At 52.0% G+C, this 15,967-nt stretch carries 15 protein-coding genes and 1 pseudogene; 3 read left to right on the top strand and 13 right to left on the bottom strand.

Translation table 11 applies throughout. The features are described from left to right. The 11 genes and pseudogenes from tmk to yceD all read right to left on the bottom strand — a co-directional run. Positions 1 to 631 (bottom strand): annotated as a pseudogene (tmk, locus tag DPA2511_RS21335) (dTMP kinase); the annotation flags it as partial. Next, positions 621 to 1,652 carry an endolytic transglycosylase MltG gene (mltG, locus tag DPA2511_RS08200; protein ID WP_012765207.1) on the bottom strand — a complete coding sequence of 344 codons (1,032 nt, stop codon included), beginning with the start codon at positions 1,650 to 1,652 and terminating at the stop codon, positions 621 to 623. The gene mltG and the pseudogene tmk, both read right to left, overlap by 11 nt. Before the next feature lie 6 nt (positions 1,653 to 1,658). Then, positions 1,659 to 2,462, bottom strand: a complete 804-nt coding sequence (gene pabC, locus DPA2511_RS08195) for an aminodeoxychorismate lyase (protein ID WP_012765206.1) — start codon at positions 2,460 to 2,462, stop codon at positions 1,659 to 1,661. 127 nt (positions 2,463 to 2,589) lie between these two features. Further along, positions 2,590 to 3,831 (bottom strand): beta-ketoacyl-ACP synthase II, encoded by a 1,242-nt coding sequence (gene fabF / locus DPA2511_RS08190; RefSeq protein WP_012765205.1) that lies wholly within the window; start codon positions 3,829 to 3,831, stop codon positions 2,590 to 2,592. A gap of 84 nt (positions 3,832 to 3,915) precedes the next feature. Further along, positions 3,916 to 4,152 (bottom strand): acyl carrier protein, encoded by a 237-nt coding sequence (gene acpP, locus DPA2511_RS08185; protein ID WP_012765204.1) that lies wholly within the window; start codon positions 4,150 to 4,152, stop codon positions 3,916 to 3,918. A 155-nt stretch (positions 4,153 to 4,307) separates the two neighbouring features. Further along, a complete protein-coding gene (fabG, locus tag DPA2511_RS08180) occupies positions 4,308 to 5,042 on the bottom strand; it encodes a 3-oxoacyl-ACP reductase FabG (protein WP_012765203.1) in 735 nt (244 codons plus the stop codon). 14 nt (positions 5,043 to 5,056) lie between these two features. After that, positions 5,057 to 5,986, bottom strand: coding sequence for an ACP S-malonyltransferase (gene fabD / locus DPA2511_RS08175; protein WP_012765202.1), 930 nt, complete (start codon positions 5,984 to 5,986; stop codon positions 5,057 to 5,059). 19 nt (positions 5,987 to 6,005) lie between these two features. Beyond that, positions 6,006 to 6,956: a beta-ketoacyl-ACP synthase III gene (locus tag DPA2511_RS08170; protein ID WP_012765201.1), complete on the bottom strand. Its 951-nt coding sequence runs from the start codon at positions 6,954 to 6,956 to the stop codon at positions 6,006 to 6,008. Between the two features lie 6 nt (positions 6,957 to 6,962). Continuing rightward, positions 6,963 to 8,009 (bottom strand): phosphate acyltransferase PlsX, encoded by a 1,047-nt coding sequence (gene plsX / locus DPA2511_RS08165; RefSeq protein ID WP_012765200.1) that lies wholly within the window; start codon positions 8,007 to 8,009, stop codon positions 6,963 to 6,965. Between the two features lie 27 nt (positions 8,010 to 8,036). Further along, on the bottom strand, positions 8,037 to 8,207 hold the full coding sequence (rpmF, locus tag DPA2511_RS08160) for a 50S ribosomal protein L32 (protein WP_012765199.1): 171 nt from the start codon (positions 8,205 to 8,207) through the stop codon (positions 8,037 to 8,039). Positions 8,208 to 8,223: 16 nt separating this feature from the next. Then, the gene (gene yceD / locus DPA2511_RS08155) at positions 8,224 to 8,745 is read right to left on the bottom strand and encodes a 23S rRNA accumulation protein YceD (protein ID WP_012765198.1); all 522 of its coding nucleotides are present in this window, start codon (positions 8,743 to 8,745) and stop codon (positions 8,224 to 8,226) included. A 138-nt stretch (positions 8,746 to 8,883) separates the two neighbouring features. Between yceD and DPA2511_RS08150 the strand changes: the two genes are divergently transcribed. Beyond that, entirely contained in the window at positions 8,884 to 9,471 is a 588-nt protein-coding gene (locus DPA2511_RS08150) for a Maf family protein (RefSeq protein WP_012765197.1), read from the top strand. 40 nt (positions 9,472 to 9,511) lie between these two features. On the opposite strand, the gene rluC is transcribed toward DPA2511_RS08150, so the two are convergent. Further along, positions 9,512 to 10,471, bottom strand: coding sequence for a 23S rRNA pseudouridine(955/2504/2580) synthase RluC (gene rluC / locus DPA2511_RS08145; protein ID WP_012765196.1), 960 nt, complete (start codon positions 10,469 to 10,471; stop codon positions 9,512 to 9,514). 579 nt (positions 10,472 to 11,050) lie between these two features. Here rluC and rne point away from each other — a divergent pair. After that, on the top strand, positions 11,051 to 14,233 hold the full coding sequence (rne, locus tag DPA2511_RS08140; protein ID WP_012765195.1) for a ribonuclease E: 3,183 nt from the start codon (positions 11,051 to 11,053) through the stop codon (positions 14,231 to 14,233). A gap of 76 nt (positions 14,234 to 14,309) precedes the next feature. Here rne and DPA2511_RS08135 read toward each other — a convergent pair whose 3' ends face one another. Continuing rightward, on the bottom strand, positions 14,310 to 14,612 hold the full coding sequence (locus tag DPA2511_RS08135; protein ID WP_012765194.1) for a putative quinol monooxygenase: 303 nt from the start codon (positions 14,610 to 14,612) through the stop codon (positions 14,310 to 14,312). 175 nt (positions 14,613 to 14,787) lie between these two features. On the opposite strand from DPA2511_RS08135, the gene pyrC reads away from it, so the two are divergent. Continuing rightward, positions 14,788 to 15,837: a dihydroorotase gene (pyrC, locus tag DPA2511_RS08130; RefSeq protein WP_012765193.1), complete on the top strand. Its 1,050-nt coding sequence runs from the start codon at positions 14,788 to 14,790 to the stop codon at positions 15,835 to 15,837. Positions 15,838 to 15,967: the final 130 nt, after the last annotated feature.

Here is a 15,967-nt window from a genome sequence, read left to right as displayed (position 1 = left end):
CCTAAAGCAGTCAGCCAGTTTCCCAGTGCCTGATGAATCGACATGCTGACCTGGTCTATGGCGCGCGAAGCATCAATAGTCACAATCGAGTTATCACTGGCCGCCAGTTGTTGGTAACGCGCTCGAGTACGTTCGAAAAACGTCAGCGACTCCTGCTCGATGCGATCAAGCTCGCCGCGCTGACGAGCGCGCTGCAACCCCAGTGCCGGCGGCAAGTCGAGATAAAGCGTCAGATCCGGTCGAAAAATCCCCCTAATACAATATCCCTGAGCGACGATAACAAGCGGGCATCAATACCTCGGCCGCCGCCCTGATAGGCCTGTGAGGAAAGATCGTGACGATCCCCCACGACCCAGGCTCCCCGCGCCAGCGCGGGTTTGATGACATTCTCAACCAACTGTACGCGGGCGGCATACAACATCAGCAATTCAGCCTTGTCGGTCAGGGGTTCGCCGTCAACGCCCTGTTTAATCAACTCACGCAGTTTTTCAGCCACCGGTGTACCGCCAGGCTCGCGGGTGAAAACCACATCCCGAATGCCGAACGCCGCCAACCCGTCCACCACCACCGTGCGGGCGCTGGTTTTCCCCGCGCCCTCAAGCCCTTCGATAACGATAAATTTACTGTTCATGTTTCTCTTTTCCGGCGGCTGCCTGTGTGGAGCGGTACTCCTTCACGGCGCGATTATGATCATTGAGGTTGGTCGTAAATGTGTGGCCGCCTTTCCCATCTGCGACAAAATAGAGGTAATCGGTTTTGGCCGGATGCGCTGCAGCCTCCAGCGACGCCTTACCCGGCATGGCGATCGGCGTCGGCGGCAAACCGGCGATCACGTAAGTATTGTAAGGTGATGCGGCCTCCAGCGCACTGCGTGTGATGACGCCGGAATAGCTATCCCCCATGCCGTAGATGACCGTCGGATCCGTCTGGAGCTTCATGCCGGCTCGTAGTCGATTGATAAATACCGATGCCACCAATGGCCTCTCATCGCTAACGGCGGTTTCCTTTTCAATCAGGGACGCCATAATCAGCAGCTCATCTGCGGTCTGATAAGGTAATCCCTCGTCTCGCCCTTGCCAGACATCATTAACCATTTTTTCCATGCGCTGGTGGGCACGTTGCAAGATGGCTTTATCACTCATTCCGGCAGTGTGCAGATACGTATCGGGGTAAAACCAACCCTCAGGATTGTTCTTGTCTTTTAATCCAAGCGATTCGGCAACGTCCTGCGGAGTCTTGCCCTCCAACGTGTGTTTTAGATATGGCGCGGTACGGAGTATTTCCATCCAATCTCGCAGGCGCGAACCTTCGACGAAACGCAGGGGAAACTGCGCTTCTTTGCCACTCGCCAAAAGCGCCAGCATTTCTCGAACCTTCATACCCGGCATGAAACGATAGGTACCTGCTTTGAACGACGCTAACGCCGGCTCCAGATAAAACAGCCAGGGCAACCACTGACCACGAGTGATCACTTGCTGTTCAGTCAACAGTTTTTCCAAACCTTCCCGCCCGGTACCGGCAGGGAGCGTAAACAGAGTTTCCTGCCCGATAGCCAGAGGCGACTCGGCAAACTGCTGCAACTGTTTCCACATGCTGAACAGGATGACTGCCAGCAGCGCGACGATCAGCGCACCTATTTTCATCTTCTTCATAAAACGCTACGACTCACATTGAGGGCTCAGGAAATCAAACAACTCTCTTGAGCGATAATGCCAGGTATGGGCCTGATTGACGGGAATGACCGGCATCAGCGCATTGCAGATCAAAACCTCATCCGCGTCCGCCAATACGTCCAGCGGCGCCGTGACTTCCTGCACCCGGAGATCCGTCGATGCCAGCACTGCCATGATGTGTTGCCGGGCCACGCCATTCACGCCCGAGAGCGAAAGATCCGGCGTGAAAACGCGACGTCCTTTACGCCAGAACAGATTGGCGGCACAGCATTCCACCAGCGCCCCGGAAGTGTCAAGCACCAGTGCCTCATCAGCGCCGGACTGTTCGAGATCCATGCGGATAAACACCTGCTCCAGCCGGTTCAGATGCTTTATGCCCGCCAATAACGCACTTTTGGCCAACGTCACCGAACTGAGCGACAAGCAAATACCCTCCTGACGCCACCGGGCATAGTGCGCCGGATAAGCCGTTTGCATCACAACCCGTACCGACGTATGACATCCGGCAGGACTATACCCTCGCCCGCCTTGTCCCCGGCTGAGAATAACCTTGACTACACCCTCTTCTTGTCCCGCTGCCGCCTGCGCCATCTCCCGTTGCAGAAGCAACCAGTCAATCTCTGGTAAACGTAACCGTTCAGCGGCCTGCTGCAAACGTTGAAGATGGCGCTCCAGCCAGATAATCCGGCCATGCGATACTCTGGCCGTTGTAAAGCAACCATCGCCGAACTGTGCGCTGCGATCCAGCACAGACAGCGCTTGTTCCTGAACTCCGTCAATCCACCACATACGCTATCTCCTTTATCCGCCAGCTAGCCTGTCAGCTCGCCATACCATCAGCAACCAGTAACGTCCTATTTTATACAGACAAAAAAAAGCCCGGCAGAACCGGGCTCTTGAAACGCAACATATCGCGTCAGACTTTACGGAATACCACTGAACCGTTGGTTCCGCCGAAACCGAAGGAGTTACACAAGGTGTACTCCATACCGGAAACCTGACGGGCTTCATGAGGCACGAAGTCCAGATCACACCCTTCATCCGGGTTATCCAGGTTAATCGTGGGTGGAACCGCCTGATCGCGCAACGCCAGGATGCTGAAAATAGACTCTACCGCACCGGCTGCGCCTAACAGGTGCCCCGTCATAGACTTGGTAGAACTGACCAGCACACGAGAAGCATCCGCGCCGAAGACCGATTTCACCGCCTGGGTTTCAGCCTTATCCCCTGCTGATGTCGATGTACCATGCGCATTGATATAGCCTATCTGCGCCGCAGAGATCCCTGCGTCACGCAGTGCATTCTCCATCGCCAGCGCTGCGCCGGCGCCATTCTCCGGCGGAGACGTCATGTGATAAGCATCGCTGCTCATCCCAAAACCGACGATCTCGGCATAAATTTTTGCACCGCGTTTTTTGGCATGCTCATACTCTTCCAATACCAGAATGCCTGCGCCATCACCCAATACGAACCCATCGCGATCTTTATCCCACGGACGGCTGGCTACCTGAGGGTTGTCATTACGGGTTGAAAGCGCACGTGCCGCGCCGAAGCCGCCTACACCCAGCGGTGTACTGGCCTTCTCTGCGCCGCCGGCCAACATCACATCGGCGTCATTGTACGCAATGATACGTGCGGCATGACCGATATTGTGAACACCAGAGGTACAGGCTGTGGCGATCGAAATACTCGGGCCACGCAAGCCGAACAGGATCGTCAGATGCCCTGCGACCATGTTTACAATCGTAGAAGGCACAAAAAACGGGCTGATTTTTCGCGGGCCGCCATGAACTAACGCCCCGTGATTTTCTTCGATCAGACCCAAACCGCCAATTCCGGAACCGATAGCCGCCCCGATACGAGGAGCATTCGATTCTGTCACCTCAAGACCAGAGTCCCGCATGGCCTGAATGCCGGCTACAATTCCATATTGAATAAAGGCGTCCATCTTGCGGGCTTCTTTACGCGAGATGAAGTCTTCACTATTAAAATCCTTTACTAAGCCAGCAAAACGCGTTGCATAGGCACTAGTATCAAAATGGTCAATCAAGCTGATACCACTCTGACCGGCAAGGAGTGCATTCCAGGTGGATTCCACCATGTTGCCGACAGGGGATAACATGCCCAGACCAGTCACAACTACTCGACGCTTAGACACGCTGATCCTCCAGGGAGGGAAATAGATGATACTGAGGTATTAAAGAAAACTTAGGCGGTCGAATGACCGCCTAGATATGTTCGATTACTGCTGATTAGCCTGAATAAAATCGATGGCTGCCTGAACAGTAGTGATTTTCTCAGCTTCTTCGTCTGGAATCTCGGTATCGAACTCTTCTTCCAGTGCCATTACCAGCTCAACAGTGTCAAGAGAATCAGCGCCCAAGTCATCAACGAAAGATGCGTTGTTTACCACTTCTTCCGGTTTAACACCCAACTGCTCAACGATGATTTTCTTAACGCGTTCTTCGATAGTGCTCATACTCTTAAATTTCCTATCAAAACTCGCTTTCGCGACGGTTTTCGTAGTGTATAAAATGTTGAAAAAGATGCAACAAAATCAAGACTGGTCGAACCAAGATTTTGTGCTTTTTTGCAGTTTTCGCTGCAAATTAACGCAAATTACTGTGGTACTCGTCAGATCATATACATGCCACCATTGACATGCAATGTCTCGCCGGTAATGTAGCCAGCCTCGTCAGAGGCTAGGAACGCCACAGCACTGGCGATTTCTTTGGCATCACCCAGGCGATTGGCAGGAACATCCGCCAAAATGCCCGCACGTTGTTCGTCTGTCAATGCTCGGGTCATATCGGTTTCAATAAAACCAGGAGCTACCACATTTACGGTAATTCCACGCGAAGCCACTTCATATGCCAGGGATTTACTGAATCCAACCAGACCAGCCTTCGCTGCCGCATAGTTAGCTTGCCCTGCATTCCCACGTGTACCGATGACGGATCCAACGGTGATAATGCGGCCAAAACGTTTCTTCATCATGGCGCGCAATACGGCTTTGGAGAGACGGAATACTGAACTTAAATTCGTTTCCAGCACCTCTTTCCATTCTTCATCTTTCATGCGAATCAACAGGTTATCGCGAGTAATACCTGCATTATTAACCAGAATGTCAATGTCACCGAATTCTTTCTGAATAGCGGATAAAACCTGCTCGATTGACGTCACGTCTGTGACGTTCAGCATATATCCTTTGCCTTTCTCTCCCAGCCAGCTGCTGATTTCCGCAGCGCCTTTTTCACTGGTAGCCGTACCAATTACTGTTGCGCCACGGGCAACCAACGTTTCAGCGATAGCCCGGCCAATACCACGACTCGCTCCGGTCACCAGAGCAATTTTTCCTTTAAAACTCATTATCTTCACCGTTTTTACTGTTCAAGCGCTGTTGATAAAGAAGCGGGATCATTAATCGCCGTAGCAGTCAGACTGTCAACGATACGTTTTATCAGCCCTGTCAGTACCTTACCAGGACCAACTTCAATCAGGTGCTCTACGCCCTGGGATGCCATAAACTCGACACACTCGGTCCAGCGAACCGGGTTATACAGTTGACGAACCAGTGCGCTACGAATAGCTTCTGGTGTGGTTTCTGTACGAACATCCACATTATTGACGACTGGAATCTGCGGAGCATTGAACGTAATAGCCTTCAATGCTTCTTCCAGTCTAAAGGCCGCAGGTTCCATCAACGCGCAATGGGAAGGAACGCTGACCGGCAGCGGCAACGCTCGCTTGGCGCCTGCCGCTTTACAAGCAGCACCAGCACGCTCGACAGCCGCTTTATCCCCGGCGATCACAACTTGTCCAGGAGAATTGAAGTTTACCGGAGAAACAACCTGCCCTTGCGCCGTTTCGGCGCAAGCTTTGGTGATGGCGTCATTATCAAGGCCGATGATGGCATACATAGCCCCTGATCCTTCCGGTACCGCTTCCTGCATCAGCCTACCGCGCAATTCAACCAAACTGACTGCTTGTTTGAAATCCAGTACCCCGGCGCAAACCAGAGCCGAATATTCTCCGAGACTATGGCCCGACAGCAGAGCTGGACGCTCGCCCCCTTGCTGCTGCCACACTCGCCAAATCGCAACTGAGGCAGTCAACAGCGCAGGTTGGGTCTGCCAGGTTTTGTTCAGTTCTTCAGCCGGCCCCTGTTGGGACAGTTGCCAAAGGTCATACCCCAGTACGGAAGAGGCTTCATCAAAAGTTTCTTTGACCAGCGGAAACTTCTCGGCCAATTCAGCCAACATGCCTACAGACTGAGAGCCTTGTCCGGGAAATACCATTGCAAATTGCGTCATATCAAAACGTCCTGATTAATCAAAAACGAACCAGAGCAGAACCCCAGGTGAACCCGCCACCAAAAGCTTCCAGCAGAATCAACTGACCACGTTTAATACGTCCGTCGCGAACTGCCTCATCCAGCGCAGAAGGCACGGATGCTGCAGACGTGTTGCCATGACGATCCAGCGTCACGACAACTTTATCCAGTCCCATGCCTAACTTCTTAGCCGTTGCACTGATGATACGGAGGTTCGCCTGATGTGGAACCAGCCAGTCAAGCTGGTTTTTTGCGAAACCGGATGCATCCAGCGTTTCTTCTACAATATGAGCAAGCTCTGTTACCGCGACTTTAAACACTTCATTGCCAGCCATCGTCAGATATGCTGACTCTGATTTGCGGCGATCCTGATGCGGAAGAGCAAGCAATTCGCCATAACGCCCGTTAGCATGCAAGTGGGTCGTGATAATACCGGGTTCTTCCGAACGCCCCAGAAGAACAGCACCAGCACCATCACCAAACAAAATAATCGTTCCACGATCGTTTGGATCCAACGCTCTGGACAACGCATCAGAGCCGATGACCAGGGCATAATCCACCGCCCCGCTCTTCACGTACTGATCAGCGACACTCAAAGCGTAAGTGAAACCCGCACACGCAGCGGCCAGATCGAAAGCAATCGTATCGTCGATATCCAGCATATGCTGAATCTGGCAGGCAGAACTGGGAAATGCATGCGATGAAGAGGTGGTTGCAACAATCAACAAGCCAATTCGGTTCTTATCGATTCCCGCCATATCAAGCGCTTGCTTTGCAGCAAGGCAGCCCATCGTGGCGACATTCTCGTCTGGCGCAGCAATACGACGCTCACGGATACCGGTGCGTGTGACAATCCATTCGTCCGACGTATCCACCATCTTCTCTAAATCAGCGTTCGTCCTGATTTGTGCGGGTAAATAACTTCCCGTTCCGATAATTTTTGTATACATGTACGCTCAGTCACTCTTGGGTAATACAGTCTTTAGCCGAGCCGCAATCCGTTCTGGAAGCTGCCGCTGCACTGCCTGCATTGCCTGTTCAATAGCTACCGCAAACGCATTTTGGTTCGCAGCACCGTGGCTTTTGATTACAGTTCCACGTAATCCTAACAGACATGCGCCATTATAGTGGTCAGGGTTCAGGTGCCCAAAACGTCGAACCAGTCGTCTTTGTAACCAACGGCCCAACCATTTTAACCACCAGGGTTGCCGATTTCGTTCTCCTACGCCACCGCTCCCTTGTTTCAGAAGAGACAGGAACATCCTCACCACACCTTCCATAGTTTTCAATGTGACATTACCCACAAAGCCGTCACAGACCATCACATCCGTTTTGCCGGTCAGCAATTCATTACCTTCGAGATAGCCGATGTAGTTAATCGAAGGTGTAATCTTTAATCGCGCGGCGGCATCCCGAATGCTATCAACGCCTTTGCTTTCTTCTTCACCGATGTTTAAAAGCGCTACGCGAGGATTACTCACGCCCAACACCTCTTCCGCCATCACAGCACCCATAACCGCGAACTGAACTAACATTGCACCGTCGCATGCTACATTGGCGCCAAGATCCAACACTACCGTTCGGCCATGTTGTTGATGCGGAAGCATCGAGACCAAAGCGGGCCGATCAATTCCCTCGATCGGCCTTAACAATAATTTCGCCAGCCCCATCAGGGCACCCGTATTCCCCGCACTTACACATGCCTGGGCTCGACCTTCTTTTATCAACTCCAATGCGACCCGCATGGATGTTCCCCGACTGGCGCGAATAGCCTGAGATGGGCGAGCATCATTAGCAATAACTGATTCGGCCGACACAATTTCCAGACGGGAGAGCAACGAAGAATCGACTTTGGCAAGTAATGGAGTAAGCGCAGAAGGATCGCCAACCAGCAACAACTGGAGGCTTGGATGAGAAGCCAGTGCCTGCAATGCAGCAGGCACTGTGACGCAGGATCCGAAGTCCCCGCCCATCGCATCTAACGCCAGGGTCAGGCGCGTCAAAGTATTTCCTTGCTGAAATGGCAGGAATTACTTAGCGATCACCTTACGACCGCGGTAATAACCATCCGCAGTGACGTGGTGGCGCAGATGAGTTTCACCAGAAACTTTATCTACAGATACAGCTGAGGTGGTCAGAGCATCGTGAGCACGACGCATACCACGTTTGGAACGGCTGGGTTTATTCTGTTGTACGGCCATGGACCTTACTCCTTAATTACTTACGCTTTAAACTGGCTAACACGGCAAACGGATTCGGTTTTTCCGCTTCAGCGGGTAATTCACCGAACACCATCTCCGTTTCGGACACTTCACAGTGTTCAGAATCATGCACCGGTGCGATAGGCAAAGAAAGGATGATCTCATCTTCGATCATTGCCAGCAAATCAACCTCTCCGAACTCATCGACTTCGATTGGTTCATACGTTTCCGGCAAAGCTTCGGCCTGTTCGTCACTGGTGACCGGGCTAAAACAGAACGTAGTGTGGACCTGATGTTCGAAAGGCTTGCCACAGCGCTGGCACAGCAAAGTCACCCTGACATCAGCATGCCCGTTGATAACGGCCAATCGCTGACTATCAATGCTGAATGACAACACTGCGTCAACATCGCTATCCACACTAACCACCGATTCGGCAACACGCATCAACTGTTCAGCGACATAGATACCAACATAATCTAAACGCTTTTGAGCAGTGCGAACCGCATCAAGGGTTAAGGGTAATTTTACCTTTTGCATAGGGCGCGCATATTAACGTCGTAACGACACAGAGTCAAAGAAAAAGGTGGTGATAAACACTTTCACCGGAATTCGCTTATAAAGCGGCGCACAGTTTAAAATGCATCACATGATTACGCCAAGGGTTTACCAAAAATTATGTTCCAAATTGTACTTGCCTCTACATCAAGTTATCGCAAGGCTTTACTGCAAAAAATAGCGCTCTCTTATATTTGCGCCGCTCCGAATATCGACGAGACGCCACGTTCAGGTGAAAACGCCGCCGATCTCGTGCTCCGCCTGGCAGAAAGTAAGGCTATGGCGCTGGCTTCGCATTACCCGAACCATCTGATTATCGGCAGCGATCAGGTTTGCGTTCTCAACGGTCAAATCACCGGTAAACCCCACACGACGGAAAATGCGATTCGCCAATTACAGCAGGCTAGTGGGAACAATATTATTTTTTATACCGGCCTTGCCCTGCTCAATAGCCGAAGTAATAAAATGCAAAGCACCGTGGAGACGTTCACTGTCGGTTTCCGGACATTGACGGAGAAAGAGATCAAATCTTACCTATCTAAGGAACAACCGCTCGATTGTGCAGGCAGTTTCAAGAGCGAAGGGTTGGGCATTACGCTGTTTGACCGGCTATCAGGCCGCGACCCCAATACATTAGTCGGGTTGCCGCTGATTGCTCTATTAGCGATGTTGCGGCAGGAAGGTGTGAATCCGCTGGAGTCAGACTGACCCGCATAAAAAATAAACCTGCCGATGGCAGGTTTATTTTTTACTTCCCGCTGCGCTGACGCAACAATTGCAAGCAACGGCGCAACGCATCGTCCAGGGGGGCCTCAAAGCGTAATGTCTCCCCTGTATGCGGATGCTCAAGCCGTAGCGCATGCGCGTGCAAAAAAAGCCGCTTCAACCCGGTATCGGCAAGCTGTTGATCGAACGCGCGATCTCCATAACGATCGTCAAACGCGATCGGATGTCCCGCATATTGGGCATGGACTCTAATCTGATGGGTTCGGCCAGTTACCGGGCTGGCTTTGACCAACGTCGCGCAATCAAACCGTTCTTCAACCTTAAACAAGGTTTCGGAAGGCTTACCTTCGCCATTGACCCGCACGATACGCTCCCCGCTTTTCAGAATATTTTTAAGCAACGGCGCCTGCACGGATTTACAGTGCGATTGCCACTGTCCCCTGACCAGAGCCAGATAATCTTTCTGCATACCTTTACTACGTAACTGCTCATGGAGCGCACGCAAAGCTGAGCGCTTTTTGGCCACCAAAAGGACGCCAGACGTATCGCGATCGAGCCGATGTACTAACTCAAGAAAACGCGCTTCAGGGCGCAGCGCCCGGAGCCCCTCAATCACACCGAAACTCAATCCACTACCACCGTGAACAGCCGTTCCCGACGGTTTATTCAGCACCAACAGATAGTCATCTTCATAGAGAATGCAATGAGTCAGAGAGGATACTTTGTCCAGACTGGCAGACACCTCAGGCACGTCGCGTTCAGATTGACGCACGGGAGGGATACGAACCTCATCGCCGTCAAGTAACTTATATTCCGGTTTTACGCGCTTTTTATTTATCCGCACTTCACCTTTACGCAGAATGCGATAAATCATGCTTTTAGGCACACCTTTCAGGCGCACACGCAAAAAGTTGTCGATTCGCTGACCAGCTTCCTCGGAGGAAATCGTCATGAATTGTACGGTTGGATTCTCTGTTTTCATGGAGGCGGATTCTAAAGAGCGCAGACTGATAGCGCCACATCTTTTTCTATGCTTAACTGTCACTCTGGCTTATGAAGAGAGTGTTACTGTTTGTGAAACGATTGCTGTTAGCAGGAATCCACACCAGTTTGATTAAAAACAGCACACTAATCTGAGTAATGACAGGCAAAGTCACCTTGCTATACGAGCATCAGCAATGGAATAATGTATGGACTTCCGTGCTGATTCCCAGTTAAACAAGGGAAATTGCGGAATTATTATATTTGCCGGATTACACATAAACGCAGCAATGGCGTAAGACGTATTGTGTAATCAGGCAGTTAGCGAGCTGTGGTTTGCAGCTTGGCCGGCAAATGGAATCAGATCTGGCAACCTATTTTCAGAAGCTGTTCCCGCAGTAAACGCGCTGTGTTCCATCAGGAAATACAGGCTACCGAAACATGCGCCTCTATGCAGGCGACAACCGTGAGGTTGGCGTCCTTGCGATAAGACTCGAGGCCATCGGTTTTCCCCGGTCACTCGCCGTGCTTGCCTGCAGCTCTATCAATAATGCAAGTAAAAATAATGAGTTAAATCGCGATGAAAAGAATGTTGATTAACGCAACTCAGCAAGAAGAGTTGCGTGTTGCTTTGGTTGATGGTCAACGGCTTTACGATCTGGATATCGAAAGTCCAGGACATGAGCAAAAAAAAGCGAATATTTACAAAGGTAAAATTACGCGCATCGAACCCAGTCTGGAAGCGGCCTTCGTTGATTATGGCGCTGAACGACACGGTTTCCTTCCTCTTAAAGAAATCGCTCGCGAATATTTTCCCAACAATTACTCATCCCATGGCCGCCCTAACATCAAAGATGTTTTGCGTGAAGGCCAGGAAGTGATTGTTCAGGTAGATAAGGAAGAACGCGGCAACAAAGGGGCAGCACTAACCACATTTATCAGCCTTGCGGGCAGTTATCTGGTTCTTATGCCAAACAACCCCAGAGCCGGCGGCATTTCCCGCCGCATCGAAGGTGATGACCGTACCGAGCTGAAAGAAGCGCTGAGCGCATTGCAGTTGCCTGACGGTATGGGGTTGATCGTCAGAACCGCCGGCGTCGGCAAATCGGCTGATGCGTTGCAGTGGGATCTGGCATTCCGTCTCAAACACTGGGAGGCCATCAAGAAAGCGGCTGAAGGGCGCTCGGCGCCATTCCTGATTCATCAGGAGAGCAATGTTATTGTTCGCGCTTTCCGTGATTATCTGCGCCCGGATATCGGCGAAATTCTTATCGATAACCCCAAAGTTCTGGAACTGGCCAAGGAGCATATTGCGGCGTTGGGCCGTCCTGACTTCAGCAGCAAAATCAAACTGTACACCGGCGAGATCCCGTTGTTCAGCCATTATCAAATCGAATCTCAAATTGAGTCCGCTTTCCAGCGCGAAGTGCGTCTGCCTTCCGGCGGTTCAATTGTTATCGACACCACCGAAGCGCTGACCGCTATCGATATCAACTCGGCACGCGCAACCCGTGGCGGTGATATCGAAGAGACGGCATTTAATACCAACCTGGAAGCCGCCGACGAAATTGCACGCCAACTCCGTCTGCGTGATTTGGGTGGATTGATCGTCATCGACTTTATTGATATGACCCCGGTTCGTCATCAGCGCGAGGTGGAAAACCGCCTGCGGGAAGCTGTCCGCCAGGATCGCGCCCGCATCCAGATCGGCAGGATTTCCCGTTTTGGTCTGCTGGAGATGTCTCGTCAGCGCCTGAGTCCGTCGCTGGGTGAGTCCAGCCATCACGTCTGTCCGCGTTGTAGCGGCACCGGCACGATTCGCGACAATGAATCGCTGTCGCTGTCTATCCTGCGACTGATTGAAGAAGAGGCGCTGAAAGAAAATACGCAAGAAGTGCATGCCATCGTGCCAGTACCTATCGCGTCCTACTTGCTGAATGAAAAACGCGATGCGGTTAATGCGATTGAAAAACGTCAAGGCGGCGTTCGCGCAATCATCGTGCCGCACGATGGCATGGAAACCCCGCATTATTCTGTTCTTCGCATCCGTAAAGGCGAAGAAAAACAGGCGTTGAGTTATATGTTGCCGCAATTGCTGGAGTCGGAAACACAGCAAACCAGCGATGAACCTGCGCCAGAGAGGAAGATGCCGGAACAACCCGCACTGGCATCATTCACCATTCCAGATATTCCTCCTGTTGAATCTCAGCAGCCGGTACAGGAAACGTCGAACAGCACGACCAGCACTGGCACCGAACGCCCAGGCATACTGGGCCGTATGATAGGCGCATTGAAAAATCTGTTTGGCGGCGCAGCCGAAGCGGATGTGAAGCCAGAAGAAATCGCAGCAGTCCATACGGAAGAAGAGCAGAAACAGGAACGACGAAATGGGCGCCGTCAATCAAATCGCAGAGATCGCGGGCAACGGGATAATCGCGAACCACGTGAGCGCGACGAGCAGCGCCGGGCTAAGCGCGCGCAGCAGGCTGCTGCGCCAGAACCCACAGAGACTGTCATTGAAGACGTTCAGGATAAAACACCTGACCGCGACGCCCGAGACGAGCAGCGTCGAGAACAACGTGTGGAGCGTCAGCGCCGTCGTCAGGAAGACAAACGTCAGGCTCAGCAGGAAATCAAGGATCTGAATGGCAGCGTGACCGAAATCGATGATGAAACATCCGCCGATCAGGAAAAACCCGCGCCAGTGATGGTTCGGCGCCAGCGTCGTCAGTTAAGTCAGAAGATTCGCATTAACAATACTGACGAACGCACTGAAAGCGACAGCGTCACTCCTGTTTCTTCCGATGCCGGAACTGCACTGCCATTGCTGGAAGCTCCTGTTACCCTTGTACCGGTTGCCGATACTGCGGAAGCGGCTGAAATTGATGTAAATACAGAGACGCCTCGTGAAAACGGCTTGCCGCGTCGTTCCCGTCGTTCTCCCCGTCATTTGCGGGTGAGCGGCCAACGTCGTCGCCGCTATCGTGATGAACGCTATCCTATCGTGTCGCCTATGCCGTTGGTACAGGCATCCGCCTCGCCGGAAATGGCATCTGGTAAGGTGTGGGTTCATTATCCGGTGGTTCAGCCTGTGGTGGCAGAGGTCTTCGAACAGAATAATGGTGATGCGGACATCATTCAGGAAGTGACTGAACAGGCTAGTATTATCTCGACCCCTGTCGAAATACCCGCTGCGTTTCAACATGAAGAAAGCGCCGTAGCGGAAGCCACAACACAGCCAGTAGAGCCAGCAACCGTTTCCATGGAATTAACCATTCCGTCACAGAACGATGCTGAACTGCAGCCGATTGTTGAACCACAGCCGATTGTTGAACCGTCGATTGTTGAACCGTCGATTGCTACCGCCGATGTCGATGTTCTGGAACCCACGGAAGAAGCGGTTGCCGTGATGCCATCGCCCGTCGCGACTGACGAGAAAATCGCACCGGTAACGCATCATATCGCCACCGCTTCCGAGCAGGATACTCAGGCCGAAATGCAAACCGAGGTTCAGAGTGTTGTCGCATCGGCCGAAGAAACTGCAGGTAACGTTGTGCCGACGATTAGCAGTGACGAACCGCTGCGCCACCCGCGACACGCGACAGCGCCAATGACGAAAGCCCCTGCACCGGCTTATATTCCGGATGCACCGCACATCAGCGACTGGCAACGTCCGGCTTATCAGTTCTCTGGCAAAGGCGCTGCGGGCGGGCATTCTGCAGTCAATCAGTCCAGCGCGCCGGCCACCCAACCGGAAGAGTAATCGCTCGACGTAAAAAAACGACACTAGCATCACCGGTGTCGTTTTACGCTGAATGCCCGACATATGTCGGGCATTATTATTTTGATGCTATATCAGAAACGGGCTTCAACAATTTGATGTCCATACCTTCGATTTTTCCCTCTAGTTGGGCGACCAATTCACGGAAATGTGCCGTCTGTTCATGAACGTTGATCGCGTCTTTATCTCGCCACCGCTCAAAGAAAACGAATACGCCTGGTTTGTTGATCTCTTCATGCAGTTCATATTGCAGGTTTCCTGCTTCCTGACGGCTCAGTGGCACGACGTTCCTCACGGCTGAAGCGACTTCTTCAATAAAATCAAGCTTTGCCTGTACGCTGGCAACAATGCGAATTTCCATAATAAATCTCCAGATATCATCCTGGTGTTTGAATGTTTCACTATAGAAAGCCAACCGCCGGTCAATTTCAACCATTTCACAGCAAATGGATGCATTGAAGCCTCTTTCCGCTTATCCTTATCCCCCGCCGAATCACCGCCATACCCATCAAACGACAAACTGCCGGAGCATTTCCATGACGTTTTCTCCCCCTGTTTTGAAAATCCGCCGCCCTGACGACTGGCACCTCCATCTGCGCGATGATCAGATGCTGAAAGCAGTATTGCCTTACACCAGTCGCTTCTTTGGCCGCGCCATCGTCATGCCGAATTTGGCGCCTCCCGTGACCACCATCGCCCAGGCTCAGGCATATCGGCAACGTATTCTCGCCGCGCTGCCCACGGGCGATAACTTTCAGCCGCTGATGACCTGTTACCTGACTGAATCATTGGATAAGCAAGAAATCGCTCTCGGTCATGAACAGGGGGTCTTCACCGCCGCCAAACTCTACCCGGCCCATGCCACCACCAACTCCAGCCATGGCGTATCCAATATCAAGGCCATTTATCCGGTATTGGAACAAATGCAGAAATCAGGCATGCCGCTGCTGGTCCATGGGGAAGTGACCGATCCAGATATCGATATCTTCGATCGCGAAGCCTACTTCATTGAGCGGGTTATGCGCCCTTTGCGCAACGATTTTCCGGAGCTCAAAGTCATTTTCGAGCACATCACCACCCAGGAGGCGGCCGATTATGTGCTGGAGTCTGACCGATTCATTGCGGCAACCATCACCCCACAGCACCTGATGTTCAACCGCAATCACATGCTGGTCGGCGGCATACGTCCTCACCTCTACTGCCTGCCCATACTCAAGCGCAACGTGCACCAACAGGCGTTACGTCGTGCTGTCGCCAGCGGCTCCGAAAAATTTTTCCTGGGCACCGATTCCGCGCCCCATGCTAAGCATCGCAAAGAATCATCCTGTGGTTGCGCTGGAGTATTCAATGCTCAGGCCGCATTAAGCGCTTACGCTACCGTGTTTGAGGAGCTGAATGCGTTAGATAAACTGGAAGCGTTTTGTTCGTTGAACGGCCCACGTTTTTATGGTTTACCGATCAATGAGACATTCATCGAATTACATCGAACACCTGAACAGTTTCCGGCAGAAATTGTGGCAGACGGAGAGACGCTCATTCCTTTCCTGGCCGGGCAGACACTCGATTGGTCAGCACGACTTATCTAATATGTATGGGTGTTTCTAAAGCCCAGTAGACGTACATTTAAGCCAGGATGGCAAAGAAATGCAGAGCGAGGTTTCAGGAAAGGAACCTCTCTCTAGATAATCCGCTTTTTACACGCATCCGCAGAACATT

This window comes from Musicola paradisiaca NCPPB 2511 (genome assembly GCF_000400505.1).
Lineage (GTDB): Bacteria > Pseudomonadota > Gammaproteobacteria > Enterobacterales > Enterobacteriaceae > Musicola > Musicola paradisiaca.
The sequence above is the reverse complement of the archived record's forward strand: the minus strand, read 5'-3'. Positions and strand labels throughout refer to the sequence as shown.

Excerpts from the sequence above, each read along its gene's own strand:
- mltG (WP_012765207.1), bottom strand. The coding sequence starts at position 1,652 with ATGAAGAAGATGAAAATAGGTGCGCTGATCGTCGCGCTGCTGGCAGTC.
- pabC (WP_012765206.1), bottom strand. The coding sequence starts at position 2,462 with ATGTGGTGGATTGACGGAGTTCAGGAACAAGCGCTGTCTGTGCTGGAT.
- acpP (WP_012765204.1), bottom strand. The coding sequence starts at position 4,152 with ATGAGCACTATCGAAGAACGCGTTAAGAAAATCATCGTTGAGCAGTTG.
- fabG (WP_012765203.1), bottom strand. The coding sequence starts at position 5,042 with ATGAGTTTTAAAGGAAAAATTGCTCTGGTGACCGGAGCGAGTCGTGGT.
- fabD (WP_012765202.1), bottom strand. The coding sequence starts at position 5,986 with ATGACGCAATTTGCAATGGTATTTCCCGGACAAGGCTCTCAGTCTGTA.
- DPA2511_RS08170 (WP_012765201.1), bottom strand. The coding sequence starts at position 6,956 with ATGTATACAAAAATTATCGGAACGGGAAGTTATTTACCCGCACAAATC.
- rpmF (WP_012765199.1), bottom strand. The coding sequence starts at position 8,207 with ATGGCCGTACAACAGAATAAACCCAGCCGTTCCAAACGTGGTATGCGT.
- yceD (WP_012765198.1), bottom strand. The coding sequence starts at position 8,745 with ATGCAAAAGGTAAAATTACCCTTAACCCTTGATGCGGTTCGCACTGCT.
- DPA2511_RS08150 (WP_012765197.1), top strand. The coding sequence starts at position 8,884 with ATGTTCCAAATTGTACTTGCCTCTACATCAAGTTATCGCAAGGCTTTA.
- rluC (WP_012765196.1), bottom strand. The coding sequence starts at position 10,471 with ATGAAAACAGAGAATCCAACCGTACAATTCATGACGATTTCCTCCGAG.
- rne (WP_012765195.1), top strand. The coding sequence starts at position 11,051 with ATGAAAAGAATGTTGATTAACGCAACTCAGCAAGAAGAGTTGCGTGTT.
- DPA2511_RS08135 (WP_012765194.1), bottom strand. The coding sequence starts at position 14,612 with ATGGAAATTCGCATTGTTGCCAGCGTACAGGCAAAGCTTGATTTTATT.
- pyrC (WP_012765193.1), top strand. The coding sequence starts at position 14,788 with ATGACGTTTTCTCCCCCTGTTTTGAAAATCCGCCGCCCTGACGACTGG.